The organism is Methylorubrum thiocyanatum (assembly GCA_014138645.1).
GTDB classification, from domain to species: Bacteria; Pseudomonadota; Alphaproteobacteria; order Rhizobiales; family Beijerinckiaceae; genus Methylobacterium; species Methylobacterium thiocyanatum.
The window spans coordinates 316,687-338,207 of record JACJIB010000004.1; the positions used below are offsets into that span (position 1 = coordinate 316,687).

Sequence of the window (21,521 nt, forward strand, 5' to 3'; positions counted from 1 at the left end):
AGCACCGGGAGCCTGCATGCGCATCCTCGTCGTAGAGGACGAGCCGCGCATCGCGGCCGATATCCGCGAGGGGCTGGAGCGGGCCGGCTACGTCGCCGAGATCGTCGGCGACGGCGAGGCGGCGTGGTTCCGGGCCGAGACCGAGACCTACGACGCCATGGTGCTCGACCTCGGCCTCCCGCGCCTCGACGGGCTCGGCGTGCTGCGCCGCCTGCGGGGGGCCGACGTGGCGCTGCCGGTGCTGATCCTCACCGCCCGCGACGGCTGGCGCGAGCGGGTCGAGGGGATCGATGCGGGGGCCGACGACTACCTCGTCAAGCCGTTCCGGATGGAGGAACTGGTGGCGCGGCTGCGGGCGATCCTGCGCCGCACCGCCGGTCACGCCTCGCCCGTGCTGCGGGCGGGCGCGGTCGAACTCGACACCCGCACCCGCGCGGTCTCGGTGGCGGGCCGCGAGACCGACCTCACCGCGCTCGAATACCGCCTGCTCGCCTTCCTGCTGCACCGCCAGGGTCAGGTCGTGGCGGCGGGCGAATTGCTCGACCATCTCCACGGCAGCGACAGCGACCGCGAGGCCAACGCCCTCGAAGCCCTGCTGACCCGGCTGCGGCGCAAGCTCGGCCCCGGCATCATCGAGACCCGCCGCGGCCACGGCTACCTCGTGCCGGCCGACACCGCCGGGACACCGTGAAACGCGGCTCGCTGCGCCTGCGGCTCGGGCTCGCCGCCGCCGGTCTGATCGCCCTGGCGCTGGTGCTCGCGGGTGTCGGGCTGACACTGATCTTCGACCGGGTGCTCGACGCCCGCACCGCCGACGGGCTCGACCGCACCGCCAAGCTCATCGCCGGGCAGGTCGCCCTGGCGCCGGACGGCACCCTGACCCTGCCGCGCGAGCCGCCGGATTCGCGCTTCTTCGCACCCTATGGCGGCCTCTACTGGCAAGTCGACCGGCACGTCGACCAGCAAGGCGACCCGCAAGGCGAGCGCGCAGGCGGCCCCGCTCTGCGCTCGCGCTCACTGTGGGATCGCGGCCTCGGCACGGTGCCGGACACCGCGCAGGAGCCGGCGGTCGGCGACCTCGCCGGGCCGGATGGCGGAACATTGATCGCCGTCACCCGGCGCGTGTCGATTCCCGCCAATGGCGCCAATGCGGCGCTCGCCGTCACCGTGGCCGAGGACCGGCGCGACCTCGCCGAGAGCCGCGCCACCTTCCTGCGCCTGCTGGTGCCCTCGCTCGGCGCCCTGTTCGTCGCGCTGACGCTCGCCATGTCGCTGTTCGTGCGCCGGGCCCTGGCGCCCTTCCGCACGCTGCGGGCGGATCTCGCCGCGATCCATGCCGGGACGCGGGCGCGGCTGCCCGAGACCTTTCCCGAGGAGGTGCGCCCGCTGGTGGCCGACCTCAACCGGCTGCTCGACGCGCAGGAGCGCGACCTGGAGCGGGCCCGCACGGGGGCCGGCGACATGGCCCACGGCCTCAAGACGCCGCTCGCCGTCCTCGACGCACTGGCACGCCGCACGGAGGGCCGGCATCCGGCGCTGGCGGCGGAGATCGCCGAGCAGGCCCAGGCCATGGGCCGGCAGGTCGAACGGACGCTCGCCCGGGCACGGGCGGCCTCGGGCGGCCTGCGGCGGCGCGCCTGCCCCGTCGCCCCGGCGCTCGCGCGCGTCGTCGGCGCCCTCAAGCGCCTGCCCGAGGGCGAGGCCCTGCGCTGGGAGATCGCGGCCGCGGATGAACTCGCCTTCCCCGGCGACGAGGGCGATCTCACCGAGATCCTCGGCAACCTTCTCGACAATGCCCGCAAATGGGCCCACCGCCGCATCCGCGTCGCGGGTCGGGTGGAAGGCGGGGAGGCCCACCTCGTCATGGAGGATGACGGCCCCGGCATGAGCGAGGCGGCGATTGCCGGCATCGCCCGCGGCCGGCGCTGGGACGAGACCCGGCCGGGCACCGGCTTCGGCATCGCCATCGCCCGCGACCTTGCGGAGGGGGCCGGTGCGCGAATGCAGTTCGGCCGCTCCGACCTCGGCGGCCTGCGGGTGGAGATACGCTGGCCCGTTCCGGAATCGTGAAGGAAGCGGCGCCGGCCGCCTCAGGCGGCTTGCTCAGGCCACTTGCTCAGGCCGCTTGGCCGAGGGCATCGAGCAGGTCGGAGCGGCCATAGGGCTTCGGCAGGAAGCAGCCCGCGTCGGGCAGGGCGTCGGTGCCCGGCCGGACCCGGCCCGAGGTGACGACGAGGCGGATATGCGGCCAGCGCGCCCGCACCCGCGCGGCGAGCGTCAGCCCGTCCATCGAGCCCGGCATGTCGATATCGGTGAACAGCACGCAGAAGGCCTGCGCCTTCCCCTCCAGAAGCCGCAAGGCCGTATCCGCATCCGGCGCCTCGGCCACCGGCAGGCCGGCATCCTCCAGCATGTCCACGGCGACCATGCGCACGAAGCTCTCGTCTTCGACGACGAGAACGTGAGAGGCATCAGGCGAGGCGGCGGACTGTGACAGGGAAGACATCGGGGCAAGCAGCTTCGAGGAACGGGACAGCTTTCCTCAAAGTGCCCGCACCGCGATTGGTTTCAGCGCAGCCGCAGAAGTTTTCCTGAAAAATCTGCAATGAATCGCGCCGAGGCGGGCGCGCCGGGGCATGCGTCCGCCTGCGTATTGCCAACCCCAAGGCGTTTGCATTACGGGAGCCGGCATCTGGGCGATCGAGGCCCGCCATGACGCCTTCATGACGACGCCCCCGGCCCTTCCCGCCGTCTGCGCCCGGCGCAGGTTCCGGCGCCTGCCCGATCCCCTTGCATCCCTGCCGCAGGGCCCGGCCATGACGATGGCGGGCGTGATGATGGCACGTCCCGGCAACGGAGCGGACGGGTCGCCCCCGGTGACGACCGGCGAGGCCGCCGTTTTGGAGAACCGCCTTGGCGCCTGAATCCGCGAGTCCGTCCACCGGCGCGCCTGCCCTGCCGAAGGTCGCCACCGGCATCGACGGCTTCGACGCCATCACCTTCGGCGGCCTGCCGAAGGGGCGGCCCTCGCTGGTCTGCGGCGCCGCCGGCTGCGGCAAGACGCTGTTCGCCACGACCTTTCTCGTCAACGGCGCGACCCGCTTCGACGAGCCCGGCGTGTTCATGAGCTTCGAGGAGCGCGCCGAGGATCTCGTCGCCAACGTCGCCTCCCTCGGCTACGACCTCGACGCGCTGGTGGCGCAGGGCAAGCTCGCCATCGACCATGTGCGCGTCGAGCGCTCCGAGATCGAGGAGACCGGCGAGTACGACCTCGAAGGGCTGTTCATCCGCCTCGGCTTCGCGGTGGATTCCATCGGCGCCAAGCGCGTCGTGCTCGACACGATCGAGACCCTGTTCGCCGGCTTTTCCGACGAGACGGTGCTGCGCGCCGAACTGCGCCGCCTGTTCGGCTGGATCAAGGACCGGGGCCTGACCGCGATCATCACCGGCGAGCGCGGCGACGGCCAGCTCACCCGCCAGGGCATGGAGGAATACGTCTCCGACTGCGTGGTGCTGCTCGACAACCGGGTCGAGGACCAGATCACCACCCGGCGCCTGCGCGTCGTGAAGTATCGCGGCTCGGCCCACGGCACCAACGAGTACCCGTTCCTGATCGATGCCGAGGGCATCAGCGTCCTGCCGGTCACCTCGGCCGACCTCGACTACCGGATCGCCGAGGGCGTGATCTCCACCGGCATCCCCGGTCTCGACGCGATGCTCGAACCCGGCGGCTTCCACCGCGGCACCAGCATCCTGATCTCGGGCGAGGCCGGCACCGGCAAGACCATGATCTCGTCGAGCATGATCGAGGCCGCCTGCGCCCGGGGTGAGCGCTGCATGGCCTTCGTGTTCGAGGAGAGCGGCGACCAGATCATCCGCAACGCCCGCTCCATCGGCCTCGACCTCGCCCGCCACGTCGAATCGGGGCTGCTGCGCTTCGAGGCGGCGCGCCCGAGCCTCTACGGGCTGGAGATGCACCTGGCGCGCATGCACCGGGACATCGACCGGTTCGAACCCACCCTGGTGGTGATCGATCCCCTTTCGGCCCTGCGCGGTCCGCCGGCCGAGCTGCAGGCGACGATGCTGCGCATGATCGACATGCTGAAGAGCCGCGGCATCACCGCGGTCTTCACCAGCCTGCGCGAGGACGGCGAGATCGATCACGACAGCGCGATCGGCGTGTCCTCGCTGATGGATGCCTGGGTCAAGCTCCTCAACGTCGAGGCCAACGGCGAGCGCTCGCGCACGCTCTACGTCATCAAGGCCCGCGGCATGCGGCACTCGAACCAAGTGCGCGAGTTCACGATGTCCGGCGAGGGCATCGCGCTCATCGATGCCTATATCGGCCCGGCGGGCGTGCTCACCGGCACCGCCCGCATGGTGCAGGAGGCGGCGGAGGCCGCCGCCGCCCTGCGCCGCGAGCAGGAGAACCGCCGTCGCCAGCGCGAGGCGGAGCGGCGGCGCCAGTCGCTGGAGCGCCAGATCGACGAACTGCGCGCCACCCTGGAAGCCGTGGCAGAGGAAGAGGCGGTGCTCTTGAGCGAGGACGAGATGCGGGAGGCCGTGCTGGCGAGCGACCGCTTCAGCCTCGCTAAGCGCCGGGGAGGCACGAAATGAGCGGGCCGGGATCGACCGGGGGCGGGATCGAGGACGGGGCCGACGGCACCGTGGAGGACGGGCACTACCACCTGCGCCTCTACGTTGCCGGGCAGACCGCCAAGTCGCTGGCGGCGATGGCCAACCTCAGGCGCTTCTGCGAGGAGCACCTTGCCGGACACTACGACATCGAGGTCGTCGACCTGATGAAGAACCCGCAGCTCGCGGCCGGCGACCAGATCCTGGCGATCCCGACCCTGGTGCGGCGCCTGCCCACGCCGCTCAAGCGGATCATCGGCGACCTCTCCAACACCGAGAAGGTGCTGGTCGGGCTCGATATCCGCCCGAAGGCGGACGGACTTTGAGCGGCGGGGGCATCACGGAGGCCGGGGCCGCCGGGCGCATCCGTCTGCGCCTCTACGTCGCCGGCACCTCGCCGCGCTCGACCCGCAGCATCGAGAGCGTGCGCCGCCTGTGCGAGCGCCGGCTCGGGGGCGTCTGCGACCTCGAAGTGGTCGACATCTACCAGCAAGCGGCGCTCGCGGCCGCCGACGGCGTCGTCGCGGCGCCGACCCTGGTGCGGCTCTCCCCCCTCCCCGCCCGGCGCATCGCCGGCGACCTGAGCGACGAGCGGCGCGTCCTCGACGGTCTCGCACTCAAGGGACTCGGGCTTGAGGGCCTCGGGCTCGAGGGACTCGACGTGCCGCCGGCGGCTTCGGGAGCGGATCGGCGCGAGACCATGGGCGGAGGCGGCGGTGAGCGCTGAGGCCGGCACCCTCGCCGAGGCGCAGGCGCGCATCCGCGAACTGGAAACGCGGCTGGAGGAGGTCGAGGACACCCTCGCGGCGATCCGCCGGGGCGATTTCGACGCCATCGTGGTCGAGGGTCCGGCCGGCGAGCGGCTGGTCTACACCCTGGAGAATGCCGACCGGCCCTACCGGGTGCTGATCGAGCAGATCCAGGAGGGCGCCTTCACCCTCGGTCCGGACGGGACGCTGCTCTACTGCAACCGCCGGCTCGCCGAGACCCTGGGCACCCCGCAGGAGCGCCTGATCGGCCAGTCCTTCGCGCGTTTTGCCGCCAGGGACCAGGAGGCGACCCTCGCCGCCCTGGTCGCCCAGGCGGCGCGGATGCCGGCGCGGGGCGAGATCGCCCTGTGCGACGAGGCGGGAATTGAGCGCCCGGCCTATCTCTCCCTGAACCGCCTCGACGGCGACGGCGACACCCTGCTCCTGTGCGGCGTGGTCACCGACCTCACCGCCGAGCGCCTGCGCCTGCACGAACTCGCCGAGGCCAACGAGCGCCTGCGCGCCGAGGTGGCCGAGCGCGAGCGGATCGAGGAGGCCCTGCGCCAGAGCCAGAAGATGGAGGCGGTGGGCCAGCTCACCGGCGGCGTGGCGCACGACTTCAACAACCTGCTGACCGTCATCAAGTCCTCCACCGACCTGCTCAAGCGCCCCGACCTCGCCGAGGAGCGCCGCCGCCGCTACGTCGATGCCATCTCCGACACGGTGGCGCGCGCGGCCAAGCTGACGGGCCAGCTCCTCGCCTTCGCCCGCCGCCAAGCCCTCAAGCCCGAGGTGTTCGATGCCGGCCGCGGCGTCGCGTCGGTGGCCGACATGGTCGGCACGCTCACCGGCGCGCGCATCCAGGTGAAGACCCTGATCGAGCCGTGTTTCGATGCGGCGGGCGAGCCCTTCGCCTGCCTCGTGGAGGCCGATCCGAGCCAGTTCGACACGGCACTCGTCAACATGGTCGTCAACGCCCGCGACGCCATGGACGGCGAGGGCACGCTGACCATCCGCGTCGGCCATGCCGGGCAGATCCCGGCGCTGCGCACCCATCCGGCGGTGCCGGGCGACTTCGTGGCCGTGTCGATCGCCGACACCGGATCGGGCATCGCGCCGGGTGACCTGTCGCGGATCTTCGAGCCGTTCTTCACCACGAAGGGCGTCGGCCAGGGCACCGGGCTCGGCCTCTCCCAGGTGTTCGGCTTCGCCAAGCAATCGGGCGGCGACATCGCGGTGGAGAGCGTGCTGGGCCAAGGCACCACCTTCACCCTGTTCCTGCCCCGCGCCAAGATCGCCCCGACCCTGAGGGAGGCCGCCGACGAGCCCGAGCCGCTGGCGCCCGGCCACGGCACCTGCGTCCTGCTGGTGGAGGACAATCGCGAGGTCGGCGCCTTCGCGACGCAGGCGCTGACCGAGCTTGGCTACGGCACCGTCTGGGCGATGGATGCCGAGCAGGCGCTCGCCGAACTCGGCCGCACGCCGGAGCGGTTCGACGTGGTGTTCACCGACGTGGTGATGCCCGGCATGAACGGCGTCGAACTCGCCCGCACGATCCTGAGCCGGACGCCCGACATGCCGATCGTGCTCTCCTCCGGCTACAGCCACGTGCTGGCCGAGGACGGGCACCACGGTTTCCCGTTGCTGCACAAACCCTACTCGGTGGAGGATCTCTCGCGCATCCTGCGCCGGGCCATCCAGCGGCGCAGCGCGCAGGGAAAATGATTTTCCCTTCGCCTGCAACGACTTGGCTTGCAGGCAAGAAAAAAGGCTCGGATCGCTCCGAGCCTTGAAGGGAAAAGGCCATTGGGGGCTGAACTGGCCTTCGTAACCAGACAATGCGCCGGAGGCGAAACGGTTCCGCAAAAAAGTTTCGCGGAAAATTGCGTCGCATTCAGCGCGGGGCGGCGGCCCGGCGCAGGCGGTCGTTGATCGCCTCGCCCAGGCCCTCCTCCGGGACCGGGACGACGGCGATGGTCGGCGCGCCCGAGGCGTCGAGCCGGCGCAGCGCCCCGAACAGCCGGGCGGCGGCCTCCGCCGGATCGCCGCGCGCGCTCAGGGTCTCGACCGCCGCCGCACGGTCCAGCCCGGCGGGGCGGAAGGCGCCGAAGAGCAGAACCGCCTCCCCCGGCTCGAGGCCGGTCGCGTCGAGCCGCACCCCGGCCCGCGGCGCGTAGTGCGAGGCGAGCAGGCCCGGGCCCACCGGTCGCGAGCCCGGATCGCCGCCCGCCTCGGGGGCAAAGCCCAGGACGGCGGCGATGGCCGCCCGCGTCACCCCGCCGGGGCGCAGCAGCCGGGGCGGCCCGCCGAGGCAGGCGACCACCGACGACTCGACCCCGACCGGGCATGCGCCGCCGTCGAGCACGGCGGCGATGCGCCCGTCGAGGTCCGTCAGCACGTGGTCGGCGCTGGTGGGGCTGACCCGTCCCGAACGGTTGGCCGAGGGCGCCGCGACCGGCCGCCCGACCCGCTCCAGCAGCGCGCGGGCGGTGGCGTGGGCCGGCACCCGCAGCGCCACGGAATCGAGCCCGGCCCGGGCGAGATCGCAGACCGAACCGGTGGACGCGGCCGGCACCACCAGGGTCAGCGGCCCCGGCCAGAAGTGTTCCGCGAGCCGGAGGGCGGCTTCGTCGAACGTGCCCTCCCCCAGCGCGGCCTCGACCGTCGCGACATGGGCGATCAGCGGGTTGAAGCGCGGGCGGCCCTTGGCGGCGTAGATCGCGGCCACCGCCTCCGGATCGGTGGCGTCGGCCCCGAGCCCGTAGACCGTCTCCGTCGGCAGGGCGACGAGACCGCCCGCCCCGATCAGCGCGGCGGCCCGCGCGAGGCCGTCGGCGTCGGCGGCCAAGCGCAGCGTGGGGATGGTTGACGGTGGGGCGTCCATGTCGGAGTGGATGCGAGGAAGAACGGCCGGCCGTAGCCTCTCTGGCCGCAAGCCGTCAAACGGGATCGCCGCCCCCTCAACGCGCGGCGGGAGGAGCGGTGAACCGGTCATGAGCTATCGCGCACCCGTCGAGGAGATGGCCTTCACGCTCCGCCACGTCGCGGGGCTCGACGCCGTGCTGGCGCAAAACGGGGCCGAGATCGGTCCGGACGATGCGGGGGCCATCCTCGAAGAGGCGGGCCGGTTCGCCGGCAACGTCATCGCGCCGCTCAACCGCGTCGGCGACCGCCACGGCACGCCGTTCAGCGACGGCACCGTCACCACCGCGCCGGGCTGGCGTGACGCCTACCGCGCCTTCGTCGAGGGCGGCTGGAACGGCGTGCTGGCCGCCCCCGACCATGGCGGCCAGGGCCTGCCGCACCTGATCGCCGCCGCCTGCACCGAGATGTGGAACGGCGCCAACCTCGCCTTCGGCCTCTGCCCCCTGCTCACCGCCGGCGGCATCGAGGCGCTGGCCGCCCACGGCTCGGACGACCTGAAGGGCCGCTACCTCGAAAGGCTCGTCTCGGGCGAGTGGACCGCGACCATGAACCTGACCGAGCCGCAGGCGGGCTCGGACCTCTCGGCCCTGCGCACCCGTGCCGAGCCCCGCGGCGACGGCAGCTACCGGATCACGGGCGCCAAGATCTACATCACCTACGGCGAGCACGATCTCGCCGACAACATCTGCCACCTCGTCCTGGCCCGGCTGAAGGACGCGCCCGCCGGCACCCGCGGCATCTCGCTGTTCCTCGTGCCGAAGGTGCTGCCGGACGGGACCCGCAACGACCTGCGCTGCTCGGGGATCGAGCACAAGCTTGGCATCCACGCCTCGCCCACCTGCTCCATGGCCTTCGGCGATGGCGGCGGCGCCACCGGCTGGCTGATCGGCGAGGAGAACCGGGGTCTGGCCTGTATGTTCACGATGATGAACTCGGCCCGGCTCAATGTCGGCCTGCAGGGCGTCGGCGTGGCCGAGGCCGCGTATCAGAAGGCCCTCGACTACGCCCGCGAGCGCCGCCAGGGCCGGGCGCCGGGCGCGCCGGAGCCGGTCAGCGCCATCGTGGCGCATGCCGACGTGCAGCGCATGCTGCTGACGATGAAGGCCTACACGGCGGCCTCCCGCGGAATCTGCTACCTCACCGCCCAAGCGCTCGACGCGGCCCACGGCCCCGAGGGGAAGGCCGCGCATGACCGCGCCTCGCTGCTGACGCCGGTGGCCAAGGCTTTTTCCACCGACATCGCCAACGAGGTGACCTCGCTCGGCGTCCAGGTCCATGGCGGCATGGGCTTCGTCGAGGAGACCGGCGCGGCTCAGCTGATGCGCGATGCCCGCATCCTCGGAATCTACGAGGGCACCAACGGCATCCAGGCGATCGATCTCGTCACCCGCAAGCTGCCGCTCGCTGGCGGCGCCACGGTCGGCGCCCAGATCGCGTCGATGCGGCGGGTGGCCGAGGGGCTGCTGAAGGACGGCGCGCCCGGCTTCGGCCACGCGGCGCCGCGCCTGCGCGAGGGCATCGGCAGCCTCGACCGGGCGACGAGTTTCCTGCTCAAGGCGCTCGGCTCGAACCGGCCGCAGGCGGCGCTCCCCGGCGCCGCGCCGTATCTGCGCCTGTTCGGCCTCGTGCAGGGCGCCGCCTGCCTCGCGACGGCGGGCCTCGCCGCGAGCGCCGCGCTCAAGGCGGGGGAGACCGATCCGGCGCACGCCGCGCGCATCGCGCTTGCCCGCTTCTTCGCCGAGAACCTGCTTCCGGCGGCGGGTGGCCTGGAGCAGGCGATCCTCTCGGGCGGCGACTTCGCCGACGATCCGGCCTTCGCGCTCGCGGGGTGAGCGCGGCTATCGCGCCGCGTTCGGGCCGTAACCCGCGTAGAAGACGCGGACGGCTTCCGCGACCCGGTGCCGGATCTCGTCCTCGTCCGGTGCCGCGCCCGCATTGAACAGCAGCCGCGTCAGCATCCCGGCCTGGCAGAGCTGGAGGAAGTGCTTGGCGGCGAGATCGGTGTCGGTGGCGGCGAGGCGCCCGGCCGCGACCTGGGCGTCGATGTAGACCTTGAGCCGCCCGACCCCGCAGGCCGGGCCGGCCTCGTAGAAGGCCTGCCCGAAGCGGGGAAACTTTTCACAGGCCCCGATCACCATGCGGATGATCGAGACGTGCTCCGGCCGCGCCATCATCGTGAGATAGCTGGTGCCGAGCCGGGTCAGCACGGCGCGCACGTCCGGGTCGCCCTCGTCGAGCCGGAACAGGTTCTCGGCCAACCCCGCCTTCGCCTCGGTGGTCAGAGCCTCGAACAGCGCCTCCTTGCTGTCGAAATAGACGTAGAGCGTCCCCTTCGAGACGTTCGCGGTCTTGGCGATCTCGCCCATGCTGGCGCCGTCGAAGCCCGAGGCCATGAACACCTGACGGGCGCCTTCCAGGATCTGCCGGCGCTTGTCGCTCTCGCCCGAAGGGGACGCCTGGGCGGCCGCCTGCCCCCGCTCCTGTGTCGCCGCGCCCGCCATCGCACTCACTCGCCGTCCATCCGCGTTGACCGAACCGTTCAGTCAGTGATAATTATCGCTCGAATGCCGACGGCGTCAACCTGACCCGCCGAGTGACCGAACGGTTCGGTCAATGGATGTCTGGGGCTTCAGTCATGTCGCTTCGTGAGGATTCCGGTCGGTCGGAGACGGCACCGGACAATGTCGAGGACGAGCGGGCCGAGGGCGGCCGCACCCCGGCCCCGCCGCCCGCCCTCGTGACCGCCCCGGTGCCGCCGGCCGCGCCGGCTAAGCCCCGGCGCCCGCTGCGGCGGGCGGTGCTGGGCCTCGTGCTCTGCGCGGCGCTCGGCGGCGGCGCCTATGCCGGCTGGGAGTGGTGGACGGTCGGGCGCTTCTTCGTCAGCACCGACGACGCCTACGTTCAGGCCGACATCTCGGTGCTCGCCGCCAAGGTCTCGGGCTATCTCGAGGCGGTGCCCGTGGTGAACGGGCAGGCGGTGAAGCGGGGCGATGTCATCGCCCGGCTCGACGACGGCGATTACCGCCTCGCGGTGACGGCGGCGCAGGACAAGCTCGCCACGCAGGAGAGCACCATTGCCCGGATCGGCCGGCAGGCGGAAGCGGCGCAGGCGCAGGTGCTGCAGAGCACGGCCCAGATCGATGCGGCGAAGGCCGACGCGGTGCGGGCGAGTGCGGATTACGCCCGCGCCACCCAGATGCAGGCCGACTACGTCGCCAAATCCCGGATCGACCAGGCCAAGGCCGACCGCGACCGCACCGAGGCGGCGGTGAAGTCGGCCGAGGCCGCCCTCGTCGCGGCGCGCGCCAATGTCGAGGTGCTGCGGGCGCAGTCGCGCGAGGCGGAGAGTTTGGCCGCGGAGCTGCGCACCGCCGCCGACCGGGCGCGGCGCGACCTCGACTTCGCGGTGATCCGCGCGCCGTTCGACGGCGTCGTCGGCAACAAGGCGGTGGAGGCCGGGGCCTACGTCTCGCCGGGCTCGCGCATCGCCGCCCTGGTGCCGCTGAAGAGCGTGCGGGTCGATGCGAACTTCAAGGAGACGCAGCTCGCCCGCGTCCGGCCCGGCCAGGAGGTCCACATCCACGTGGACGCCTATCCCGACCGCGACATCGTCGGCACGGTGGAATCGCTCTCGCCGGCCTCCGGTTCGGTCTTCAGCCTGCTGCCGCCGGACAACGCCACCGGCAACTTCACCAAGATCGTCCAGCGCCTGCCGGTGCGCGTCCACGTGCCGGAGGACGTCGCCCGCGAGGGCCTGCTGCGGCCCGGCCTGTCCGTGGTGGTGCGGGTCGATACCCGCGCGGGCGCCGACGCGCCGGTGCAGCGGCTCGCCGCCCGGCCCTGAGACTCCGGCCGGCCAGGACCGTTCGTCCCGCCCGCGACCTCATCCCCGAACCGTCTTCCGAGGCGCCCCATGGCCGCCACCGCGACCCTCGCCGCAACCCCCGCCATCGACCCGCCCCTCGACCGCCGCCGCATGGTGGCGTTCCTGTGCATGGTGTTCGGGATGTTCATGGCGATCCTCGACATCCAGATCGTCTCGGCCTCGCTCAACGAGATCCAGGCCGGCCTCTCGGCCTCGGGCGACGAGATACCCTGGGTGCAGACGAGCTACCTCATCGCCGAGGTGATCTCGATCCCGCTCTCGGGCACCCTGTCGCGGGTGCTCTCGACGCGCTGGATGTTCTCGGTCTCGGCCGGCGGCTTCACGCTGATGAGCCTGATGTGCGCCACCTCCTCGTCGATCGACGAGATGATCGTCTGGCGCGCGCTCCAAGGCTTCATCGGCGGCGGCATGATCCCGACGGTGTTCGCGGCCGCCTTCACGATCTTCCCGCCCTCGAAGCGCTCCATCGTCTCGCCGATGATCGGCCTCGTGGCGACGCTGGCGCCGACCATCGGCCCGACCATCGGCGGCTATCTCACCGACCTGTTCTCCTGGCACTGGCTGTTCCTGATCAACATCGTGCCGGGCATCTTCGTCACGGTCTCGACTTTCCTCCTGATCGATTTCGACCGGCCGAACTTCGACCTGCTGAAATCCTTCGACTGGGCCGGGCTCGCCTTCATGGCCGGTTTCCTCGGCTGCCTCGAATACGTGCTGGAGGAGGGCCCGAACCACGACTGGCTGCAGGACGAGGCGGTGTTCGTCTGCGCCCTCGTCTGCGCCGTGTCGGGCTTGGCGTTCTTCGCCCGCGTCTTCACCGCGCGCCAGCCGATCGTCGACCTGCGCGCCTTCTCCGACCGCAACTTCGCTGCCGGCTGCGTCTTCAGCTTCGTGATGGGCATCGGCCTCTACGGCCTGACCTACCTCTACCCGGTCTACCTCGCCCGGGTGCGCGGCTACTCGGCGCTGCAGATCGGCGAGACGATGTTCGTCTCAGGGCTCTGCATGTTCGCCACCGCGCCGATCGCCGGCAAGCTCTCGGCCAAGCTCGATCCGCGCATCATGATGGCGATGGGGTTTTCGGGCTTTGCCGTCGGCACCTGGATCGTCACCGGGCTGACCAAGGACTGGGATTTCTGGGAGCTGCTCTGGCCGCAGGTGCTGCGCGGCTGCTCCTTGATGCTGTGCATGATCCCGATCAACAACATCGCGCTCGGCACCCTGCCGCCGGAGCGGATGAAGAACGCGTCGGGCCTGTTCAACCTCACGCGCAACCTCGGCGGCGCGGTCGGGCTGGCGCTGATCAACACGATCCTGAACGCCCGCTGGGACCTCCACCTCGCGCGGCTGCACGAGCGCTTCACCTGGGCGAACAGCGCTGCGCTGGAGCGCCTCGACGCTATGCGGCGCCAGTTCGAGGTGTTCGGGGGCGACGCCAACGGCATGGCGCTGAAGGCGCTCAACAACACCGTGCGGATCCAGGGGCTGGTGATGGGCTTCGAGGACGTGTTCCTCGTCCTCACCGTCCTGTTCCTGGCGATGGCCTGCGGCACACCGCTGATCCGGCGCCCGCGCGGGGCTGCGCCGGCCGGCGCGGGGCATTGAGGAGCCTCCCATCTGAAGCGGCGATGGAGCAGCCCTACAAAGCTTCGTCCGTCCCTTGGCCTCCGAGCTGGATCTGCAGTGTCGCCCCGGTCGCCTGAGCAAAGCGGCGCAACGACGTTGTCGTCGGAGCGCTCTTGCCTGTTTCCCAACGGGCAATCATCGCCTGGGACGTACCGATGCGGCGGGCAACCTCGGCTTGAGACAGCTTGGCACGGTGACGCGCTTCGGCCATCGCGAAGGCAAGCTCCATCTCGGGCGCGATCTCGTCCCGCACCGCCCGATACTCCGGATCAGCGCTCCAGCGCTCGCGGACGGCCTTGAATGGGATCGTCATCACAGCACGCCTTTTGCTCTCTCAGCGGCAAGATCCAACCACCGCTTGGGCGTCTTCCTGGTCTTCTTCATGAAAGCAGCCAAAATCACCACGCGCCGGCCTGAAACCGCCACGTAGAGCGCCCGACCGTCATTACCGCCCGCGCTCGGGCGCATCTCCCAGATCTTGTCTTGGAGATGTTTGACGTGCGGCTCGTGAAGGCGTTCCAGACCGAGGGTTTCGATCCGCTCCACAATCTTGTCCAAGGACGCACGAACCTTGACGGGCCATGCGTCGAGTTCGGCCATGACAGCCTCATTGAGGATTTCAACCTGCCATGGCATGACAGTAAACTATATCAAAAATGACATCAAACAAGGGTGTACATGGCGCCTGGCGTCGGCTCGCTCACGCCGCCTTCACCCCCGCGGCGCGGTCCGGGATGACGATGCGGAAGCGCGCACCGCCCGCCGTCTCGTCGAGGCAGAGAGTGCCGCCGTTGAGGCGCACCAGTTCCGAGGCGATGGCGAGGCCCAGCCCCGTGCCGCCGGCCCGGGTCGAGCCCTGGAAGGCGGCGAACAGGTTGGCCTTGGCCCGATCCGGCACGCCGGGACCGTTGTCGGTCACGAGGATCGTGACCGCCCCCCCGCCGGACGCGCCGCTGCGGACGCCCTCGATCAGCACCCGGCCGTCCTCGGTCCGGGCCGCGGCATGGGCCTGGACCGCGTTGCGCACGAGGTTGGTCAGCGCCCGCAGGAGCTGTTCGGGATCGACGTCGATCTCCAGATCCGGCGCCGCGCGGGTCTCCACGCGGATGCGGGCGGCGGGCATCAGGTCGGCGAGGTCGGTCAGTTCCTCGAGGAGGGGACCGAGCGCCACCATGCGGCGCTGCGGGTTCGGCTCCGTGGCGCGGCCGTAGGCGAGCGTCGCCTCGCAGAAGCGGATCGCCCGGTCGAGGGTCTCCACGAGGCGCGGCGCGACGCGCTGCACCAGGGGGTCGGAGACGCTTTCGAGCCGGTCGCCGAGGAGCTGGGCGGTGGTGAGCAGGTTGCGCAGTTCGTGGTTGATCTTGCTCACCGAGAGGCCGAGTTCGGCCAGCCGCCGCCGCTGACGCAGCTCGCCGCCGAGCGCGACCTGCATCCGGGCGAGGGCGTTCTCCGCCTGCCCGATCTCGTCGCTGCGCGCCGAGCGCCGGGCCACGAGGTCGGTCCGCTCGGGATCGTCGGCGAAGACGGCGATGTCGCGGGCGAGCCGGACCACCGGCCGCACGATCGCCCGCTGGAGCACGAAGAACACGAGCCCGGCCGCCAGCGCCGCGATGATGAGGCAGGCGGTGAGCAGGCGGAGCGAGAAATCCGCCAGAGCCGCCTGCAGCGGCGCCTCGTCGAGCAGGACTTCGACGGCGTCGAAGCCGTCCTGCCCCGGTCCGATCGCCCGGATCGGCGCATCGGTGTGGAGGAACAGCGTCCGGAAGGCGCCGCTGACCGAGCCCGTCAGGCGACGCTCCCGCAGGTCCACCGTCTCGGCGACCACGGACGGCACCGGACCGTCGGTGAGATAGCGCCACGTCTCGCCGACCCGCACGGCGATGGCGCGGGCGCCCACCCCCATCAGCAGACGCCGGGCGGTCTCCTCGGGGACCCTCCCCTCGGGGGCGGCATTGAGCACGAGGGCGGCGACCCGGGCCGCCGCGACCCGGTCGGAGAGCCGCGACAACCGGTAGGTCGCCACGGCCGGGATGTAGATCAGGATCTCGGCCAGGACGACGAAGGCCACCGTGAGCAGGAACAGGCGGCCGGACAGGCCGAGCCGGCCGGGCGAACGCGCGCGCGCCGTCGCGGCGGTTGCCTCGCTGTGCCAGGGCAGGGCGGCGATCGCCGCCGGTTCGGTCTGTGCCACGTCCGCCGGTTCGGGCTGCCGGCCGGGAAACGGAAGGCGGGGCCGTCTCAAGCGTCACCCGTCGTTGTGTCGTCCAATTGCGGTCGAAGGGCACTTCGCCGTCGCCCAGTCCCCATCTGTCGCACAGGTTGCACGACGGCCTGGTAACGCGCGCCATTCGCTTGTGCGCAAGTCTTATGCGCGAAGCGTCCGCCGCTCAAGCCGTCGGCGCAGATAAACCGTCAAAAGAGCAAAACCGGCCAAAGCCGCCAGCGCCGCCACCATGCCGGGCGTGACCAGCGCGCGCAGGTCGATGCCCTCCGCGCAATCGGTGCCCCCGGCGGCGAGGCAGGCGGCCCTGGCCTCGTCGCGTGCGCTCAGGAGATCCTCAAGGCCGGCCCCGAGCCCGGCATAGATGAAGGCGCCCGGGGTGAGACCGAGCAGGGTGGCGAGCGCGAAGGTGCGCAGCGACACGCCGAAGGCCGCCGGGGCGAGGTTGGTGATCCAGTAGGGGAAGATCGGCAGGAGCCGCAGGATCAGGATGTAGCCGAAGCCCTCGCGGCGAAACCCGTCGGCGAAGCGCCCGAGCCGGGGCCCGGCCTTGCGCCGGATCAGGTCGCCGGCGGCGTAGCGCCCGACGGAGAACACGATCGAGGCTCCCATCGTGGAGGAGGCGATGGCGATCAGGGCCCCCGTCACCGGGCCGAACAGCAGCCCGGCCAGCACCGTGAGCACCAGGGTCGCGGGCAGCGAGACCACCACCGAGCCGACATAGGCGAGGCAGGCGAGCGCGATCGCCCGCACCCGGTCCTCGGCGATCAGCCCCTGGAGCCAGACCCGCGACTCGGAGAGCCGGTCGAGATCGAGAAAGCGGGTGCCGCCCGCGGCGAGGATGCCGATGGAGAGCGCGGCCAGCACGAGCAGCGGGAGCCAGCGCAGCCAGGGGCGGCGCGGGCCCGGCGGCCCGGCATCGCCGTCCCGGTCGCCCTGCATCGTCGGTCTCCTTCTCGCCCGGACGGCGGCCCCGATCCGCCTCAGCCCTTCTTGCGCATCCGCAGGATCTTGAAGAAGCCGCCGGGGAAGGTCGGGGCGAGGCCGACCACCTCGACGCCGTTGCGCTGCGCCCAGGCCTCGATCCGGGTCGCCTTGAAGTCCGAGGACCAGCCAATCTTGGTGCAGAGCGGCGCGACGATCTCCTCGACCCGCGCCACCGGCCCGTTCGACTGGCCGAAATGGTTGGCGAGCACGATGCCGCCGCCGGGGCGCACCACGCGGAGGAACTCGGACAGGGCGGCTTCCGGGTTCGGCACCAGGGTGATGAGGAACTGCGCCACCACGGCGTCGAAGCTCGCATCGGCGTAGCCGAGGCGGCACACGTCCATCACCTGGAGGCCCTTCACGTGGGTCAGCCCCTTGCGGAGCACCTTGCCGCGGGCGCGCTTGAGCATGTCCTCGGAGAGATCGACGCCGCAGACGAAGCTGTCGCGGGGATAGTAGCCGAGCGACAGGCCGGTGCCGACGCCGGCCTCCAGCACCCGCGGCCCGTGGGCGACGGCCGCCTCGACGGCGGCGCGGGCGGCCGGCTCGGTCAGCTTGTCGTAGACGACGTCGTAGACCGGCGCCCAGCGGGCATAGGCCTTGCGCATCAGCTCGGTGGTGGGCCCGGCCTCGGGCGCCCGCTCGCTCAGCATGTAACCGTCACCCTCTCAATCCGTCCGGCCTCAAGCGCCGGCAGCCGCCTTCGCGGCTTCGGCTCTCGCCACTTCGTTTCGCATCGCCTCTCCCCGAAAGCCGGCAACCACCTTTCGGGACGATGTTCGAGACGCCTCGGCATGGCCGAGGCCGCTCCCTGGGCGCTCTTCGCGCCTGTCACGCGGCACAACCGCTCGCAGCGCGATTGTGGAATCGAGAAAAACCTGAATCCGCGCGGCGTGAAGCCCCATCAGGCGGCCTCGGCGGCGCCTGCCTGCAACGCGCCGATGCGCCGGATGGTGCCGCCGCCGAGCACCTGCGCGCGCGGGCCGTCATCGGCGTAGATCACGCAGGCCTGCCCCGGCGAGACTCCGTCCTCGGGGACCACCAGCTCGACCTCGAGGCAGGCCTCGGCCGCGTTCCACGACAGGCGCGCGGGCCGCGGCTCGCGGGTCGAGCGCACGCGCACGGCCACGGGCAGATCGGCGAGGCCGTCCGGTGCGCGGCTCCCGAGCCAGTTGAGGTCGGTGAGACGGATGCGGCGGGTGGCGAGCGCCGCCCGCGGCCCGACCACGACGCGGGCGGTCTCGGGCTCCAGCCGCACCACGTAGAGCGGTTCGCCGACCGACAGCTTGAGGCCGCGGCGCTGGCCCACCGTGTAGTGGATGATGCCCTCATGCTCGCCGAGCCGGCGGCCGTCGAGATCGACGATCTCGCCGGGCCGGGCCGCCTCGGGCCTGAGCTTGGCGATCACGTCGGCATAGCCGCCCTGCGGCACGAAGCAGATGTCCTGGCTGTCGGCCTTGTCGGCCACCGCGAGGCCGAGTTCGCGGGCGAGCGCGCGGGTCTCGTCCTTGGGCCGCTCGCCGAGCGGGAAGCGCAGGAAGGCGAGCTGCTCAGGGGTCGTCGCGTAGAGGAAGTAGCTCTGGTCGCGGGCCGGATCGAGGGCGCGGTAGAGGGCGCGCCCGCCTTCCGGCCGCGCCCGGCTCGCCACGTAGTGGCCCGTCGCCAGCGCCTCGGCGCCGAGATCGCGGGCCATCCCGAGCAGGTCGCGGAACTTGACCGACCGGTTGCACTCGACGCACGGAATCGGCGTCTCGCCGGAGAGATAGCTCTCGGCGAAGCGGTCGATCACCGATTCCCGGAAGCGGTCCTCGTAGTCGAGGACGTAGTGCGGGATGCCGAGCGTCTCGGCCACCGCCCGCGCGTCGTGGATGTCGCGGCCGGCGCAGCAGGCACCCTTGCGGTGGGTCGCCGCACCGTGGTCGTAGAGCTGGAGCGTGACGCCGACGACGTCGTAGCCCTCGCGCTTCAACAGCCCGGCGACCACCGACGAATCGACGCCGCCCGACATGGCGACGACGACGCGCGTCTCGTGCGGGGGCTTCGGGAGATCCAGCGAGTTCATGGCCGGTGATGAGGGCCGGTTGCCGGCCATGGGCGGAGCCTTCGGGCACGCGCCGGCCTGCAGAGCCCGGGCGCATCGTGCGGATGTCTATAGCGATCCCGATCCCGACTTTCCAGGGATGGCGCGGATGAGAGCCGGCTCCGAACCGGAATCGGGACAGCGGAGAGCCGGCAAATCCTGCCGGGAAGGCGGCAGATCCGACCCGGCCAGCGGAAGGGAGACTTCGCACCGCCGAATTTTACCGTTCCATATCAGATGTTTAGCCCATACCCGCAAGTGGTGCGCGGATTGCTGGGCCCCTCACGGCTTCGACCCCGAAGGAAGGGACGGCATCGTGGTTTCGCGCGCAGATCTGGCGGAGGTGTTTTTCAGGCAGACCCTGCGGCCCGCCGCGTCCGCGGCGCGGGGCAGCGGGGGCACGGCGCGCTTCAGCCTGGAGGCCGCGGAGCGCAAGCCGGCGGCCCCGCCCCGGCCCGCCTCCCGCCGCGACGAGACGGCGTCCGCGCGGAGCGAAGCCGGCAGGGCGGACAGGGCCCAGGATGCACGGGCCCAGGATGCACGGGCCGAAGACGCGCGGGCCGAAGACGCCAAGAGCCGGGCAGCCCGGACCGATCGCGCCGCGAATGCACGATCGGCGACATCGCAGGAGAGCCGCGCGCAGGCCGCCCCTGCCCGGAGCAAGCCGCTCCCGGCCGGCTCGGTGCGCCCCGGCACGGAGGCCGCCGCGGCCCGGACGTCGGGAGCCGCCGCGAAATCCGCGGCGGAGGGGCCGGAGCGTCCGGCCGGCGACGGCACGGAGCCGGCGCAGAAGGCGGCTGCGGAAGAAGAAGCCGCCGAGGAGGCCGGCGCCGCGATGGCGTCGGAGAAGGACGCGCGGGAGACGAAGGAGACCGATTCCGGAAGCCCGGACGCGACCGCCGTCGCCGATCCCTCCGCCCTCCTCTCGCCGCCCGTCCCGACGCCCGCTCCCACGGCCGCGGGTGCCGCGATCGCGGGTCAGGGCGGACCCGGCGAGGGTGAACCGGTCGAGGCCGCGGGAAGCACCGCACTGGGACATGCGGCATCCACGGCCGCGACCGCCGCCGCCACGGGAGATGCCCCGGTGTCCGCCGCTGCGGGCGCGGCCGGCTTCGAGGCCGCGCTGGCCGGGATGCAGGAGGCCGCCGCCTCGGCCGCCCCGCCTCCCGCCGGCCCTGCGGCCGCCCTCCCCCCGCCCGGCAGCGGCGCCCCACAAGGCCTTCATGCGGCCGAGGCCGCGAGCCAAGCCGCGGGCATAGCGGCCGCGGCGCCTCCGCCCGCGACCCCGCCGATTCCCCTGGGCGCCGTGCCGATGACGATCGGGCTGCGCTCGCTCTCGGGCGTGAACCGCTTCGCGATCCGCCTCGACCCGGTCGAACTCGGCCGCATCGACGTCTCGCTCGACCTCGACAAGGAGGGCGGCAAGGCCCGCGCGCATCTCGTCGTGGACCGCCCCGAGACGCTCGCCCTGCTCCAGCGCGACGCGAGCGCCCTGCAGCAGGCCCTGGCGCAGGCGGGCTTCGACGTCGGCGCCGAGGCGGGCGGCGGCATCGACCTGTCCCTGCGCAGCGAGACCGGATCACAGCAGGGCAACCGGGACGGCGAATCCGCCTCCCGCGGCCGCTCCGACACCGGGCCGGGCGGGCGCGACGACATCGCCGCCCCCCTCGACCGCCTTCCGCTGCGGCACCTGCGTGCCGTCAGCGGCCTCGACATCCGAATCTAAGGCAGCGCCATGGCCTCCGGGATCACGAGCAGCACCAGCATCACCGGCACCAGTGCCGCCGCGACCGCCGACACCAAGTCGATCGCGGGCAACTTCACGCAGTTCCTGACGCTGCTCACCACGCAGCTCAAGAACCAGAACCCGCTCGATCCCCTCGACACCAACCAGTTCACCCAGCAGCTCGTGCAGTTCGCCGGCGTCGAGCAGCAGCTCAAGACCAACGCCTCGCTCGACACGATCCTGACGAACTCCAAGGCCGCCTCGGCCTCCTCCGCCTCCGGCCTGATCGGCCGGACGATCACGGCGGACGGCGCCAGCACCGACCTCGCCGACGGCAAGGCGACCTGGACGCTGACCCCGGAGCGGGCCGCCGCCAAGGCCGTCGTCACCATCAAGAGCAGCGACGGGACCGTGGTCGCCACCAAGACGACGACGCTCAAGGCGGGCGCGCAATCCTTCGAATGGGACGGCACCTCGACCTCGGGCCTGTCGGCCAAGGACGGACGCTACACGATCACCGTGGACGCCCTCGACACGACGGGCGCGCGGGTCACCGTCGATACCAAGGTGTCGGGCAAGGTGGACGGCGTCGATCTCAGCGGCTCTGAACCGGTGCTGACGATCGGCACAGCCCGCGTGCCCGCCTCCAGCGTGAAAACGCTCGCTGCGCCAAGCTCTTGATGCGC

Annotated in this window: 21 protein-coding genes; 12 read left to right on the forward strand and 9 right to left on the reverse strand. The window is 71.9% G+C overall.

The genetic code is table 11. The features are described from left to right. Window positions 1–16: 16 nt before the first annotated feature. Both HNR51_RS12720 and HNR51_RS12725 read left to right on the forward strand, forming a co-directional pair. Window positions 17–691, forward strand: coding sequence for a response regulator transcription factor (locus HNR51_RS12720; protein WP_012456293.1), 675 nt, complete (start codon window positions 17–19; stop codon window positions 689–691). Then, a complete protein-coding gene (locus tag HNR51_RS12725; RefSeq protein WP_182555169.1) occupies window positions 688–2,070 on the forward strand; it encodes an ATP-binding protein in 1,383 nt (460 codons plus the stop codon). The genes HNR51_RS12720 and HNR51_RS12725 overlap by 4 nt, the downstream gene beginning before the upstream one ends. Before the next feature lie 46 nt (window positions 2,071–2,116). On the opposite strand, the gene HNR51_RS12730 is transcribed toward HNR51_RS12725, so the two are convergent. Beyond that, window positions 2,117–2,506, reverse strand: coding sequence for a response regulator (locus tag HNR51_RS12730; RefSeq protein ID WP_182555170.1), 390 nt, complete (start codon window positions 2,504–2,506; stop codon window positions 2,117–2,119). 217 nt (window positions 2,507–2,723) lie between these two features. Between HNR51_RS12730 and HNR51_RS12735 the strand changes: the two genes are divergently transcribed. The 5 genes from HNR51_RS12735 to HNR51_RS12755 are packed head-to-tail and all read left to right on the forward strand — an operon-like array spanning window position 2,724 to window position 7,109. Further along, window positions 2,724–2,924, forward strand: a complete 201-nt coding sequence (locus HNR51_RS12735; RefSeq protein WP_182555171.1) for a hypothetical protein — start codon at window positions 2,724–2,726, stop codon at window positions 2,922–2,924. Next, window positions 2,914–4,617, forward strand: coding sequence for a circadian clock protein KaiC (gene kaiC, locus HNR51_RS12740; protein WP_012456289.1), 1,704 nt, complete (start codon window positions 2,914–2,916; stop codon window positions 4,615–4,617). The genes HNR51_RS12735 and kaiC overlap by 11 nt, the downstream gene beginning before the upstream one ends. Then, window positions 4,614–4,961: a circadian clock KaiB family protein gene (locus HNR51_RS12745; protein ID WP_182555172.1), complete on the forward strand. Its 348-nt coding sequence runs from the start codon at window positions 4,614–4,616 to the stop codon at window positions 4,959–4,961. Before kaiC ends, HNR51_RS12745 begins: the two co-directional genes overlap by 4 nt. After that, the gene (locus HNR51_RS12750) at window positions 4,958–5,362 is read left to right on the forward strand and encodes a circadian clock KaiB family protein (RefSeq protein WP_182555173.1); all 405 of its coding nucleotides are present in this window, start codon (window positions 4,958–4,960) and stop codon (window positions 5,360–5,362) included. Before HNR51_RS12745 ends, HNR51_RS12750 begins: the two co-directional genes overlap by 4 nt. Next, window positions 5,352–7,109: an ATP-binding protein gene (locus HNR51_RS12755; protein WP_182555174.1), complete on the forward strand. Its 1,758-nt coding sequence runs from the start codon at window positions 5,352–5,354 to the stop codon at window positions 7,107–7,109. Before HNR51_RS12750 ends, HNR51_RS12755 begins: the two co-directional genes overlap by 11 nt. A 169-nt stretch (window positions 7,110–7,278) precedes the next feature. On the opposite strand, the gene HNR51_RS12760 is transcribed toward HNR51_RS12755, so the two are convergent. After that, a complete protein-coding gene (locus HNR51_RS12760; protein WP_152278379.1) occupies window positions 7,279–8,268 on the reverse strand; it encodes an L-threonylcarbamoyladenylate synthase in 990 nt (329 codons plus the stop codon). Window positions 8,269–8,377: 109 nt separating this feature from the next. On the opposite strand from HNR51_RS12760, the gene HNR51_RS12765 reads away from it, so the two are divergent. Then, on the forward strand, window positions 8,378–10,141 hold the full coding sequence (locus tag HNR51_RS12765; protein WP_182555175.1) for an acyl-CoA dehydrogenase: 1,764 nt from the start codon (window positions 8,378–8,380) through the stop codon (window positions 10,139–10,141). Between the two features lie 6 nt (window positions 10,142–10,147). On the opposite strand, the gene HNR51_RS12770 is transcribed toward HNR51_RS12765, so the two are convergent. Further along, window positions 10,148–10,810: a TetR/AcrR family transcriptional regulator gene (locus HNR51_RS12770; RefSeq protein WP_182555362.1), complete on the reverse strand. Its 663-nt coding sequence runs from the start codon at window positions 10,808–10,810 to the stop codon at window positions 10,148–10,150. A gap of 134 nt (window positions 10,811–10,944) precedes the next feature. Between HNR51_RS12770 and HNR51_RS12775 the strand changes: the two genes are divergently transcribed. Both HNR51_RS12775 and HNR51_RS12780 read left to right on the forward strand, forming a co-directional pair. Continuing rightward, entirely contained in the window at window positions 10,945–12,153 is a 1,209-nt protein-coding gene (locus HNR51_RS12775; RefSeq protein ID WP_182555176.1) for an HlyD family secretion protein, read from the forward strand. Window positions 12,154–12,222: 69 nt separating this feature from the next. Next, window positions 12,223–13,800, forward strand: coding sequence for a DHA2 family efflux MFS transporter permease subunit (locus HNR51_RS12780; RefSeq protein ID WP_141953506.1), 1,578 nt, complete (start codon window positions 12,223–12,225; stop codon window positions 13,798–13,800). Window positions 13,801–13,834: 34 nt separating this feature from the next. On the opposite strand, the gene HNR51_RS12785 is transcribed toward HNR51_RS12780, so the two are convergent. The 6 genes from HNR51_RS12785 to mnmA all read right to left on the reverse strand — a co-directional run bounded on the left by HNR51_RS12785 (window position 13,835) and on the right by mnmA (window position 19,091). Beyond that, the gene (locus tag HNR51_RS12785) at window positions 13,835–14,134 is read right to left on the reverse strand and encodes a helix-turn-helix domain-containing protein (protein WP_141953504.1); all 300 of its coding nucleotides are present in this window, start codon (window positions 14,132–14,134) and stop codon (window positions 13,835–13,837) included. Further along, entirely contained in the window at window positions 14,134–14,421 is a 288-nt protein-coding gene (locus HNR51_RS12790) for a type II toxin-antitoxin system RelE/ParE family toxin (RefSeq protein ID WP_182555177.1), read from the reverse strand. The genes HNR51_RS12785 and HNR51_RS12790 overlap by 1 nt, the downstream gene beginning before the upstream one ends. Before the next feature lie 100 nt (window positions 14,422–14,521). Beyond that, window positions 14,522–16,012 (reverse strand): sensor histidine kinase, encoded by a 1,491-nt coding sequence (locus HNR51_RS12795; RefSeq protein ID WP_012456278.1) that lies wholly within the window; start codon window positions 16,010–16,012, stop codon window positions 14,522–14,524. 174 nt (window positions 16,013–16,186) lie between these two features. Next, window positions 16,187–16,984, reverse strand: coding sequence for a TVP38/TMEM64 family protein (locus HNR51_RS12800; RefSeq protein WP_182555178.1), 798 nt, complete (start codon window positions 16,982–16,984; stop codon window positions 16,187–16,189). Window positions 16,985–17,025: 41 nt separating this feature from the next. After that, window positions 17,026–17,682 carry a class I SAM-dependent methyltransferase gene (locus HNR51_RS12805; protein WP_012456276.1) on the reverse strand — a complete coding sequence of 219 codons (657 nt, stop codon included), beginning with the start codon at window positions 17,680–17,682 and terminating at the stop codon, window positions 17,026–17,028. 251 nt (window positions 17,683–17,933) lie between these two features. Beyond that, on the reverse strand, window positions 17,934–19,091 hold the full coding sequence (mnmA, locus tag HNR51_RS12810) for a tRNA 2-thiouridine(34) synthase MnmA (RefSeq protein ID WP_141955015.1): 1,158 nt from the start codon (window positions 19,089–19,091) through the stop codon (window positions 17,934–17,936). A 334-nt stretch (window positions 19,092–19,425) separates the two neighbouring features. Between mnmA and HNR51_RS12815 the strand changes: the two genes are divergently transcribed. Continuing rightward, entirely contained in the window at window positions 19,426–20,835 is a 1,410-nt protein-coding gene (locus HNR51_RS12815; protein WP_182555179.1) for a flagellar hook-length control protein FliK, read from the forward strand. A gap of 9 nt (window positions 20,836–20,844) precedes the next feature. Continuing rightward, the gene (locus HNR51_RS12820) at window positions 20,845–21,516 is read left to right on the forward strand and encodes a flagellar hook assembly protein FlgD (RefSeq protein WP_182555180.1); all 672 of its coding nucleotides are present in this window, start codon (window positions 20,845–20,847) and stop codon (window positions 21,514–21,516) included. Window positions 21,517–21,521: the final 5 nt, after the last annotated feature.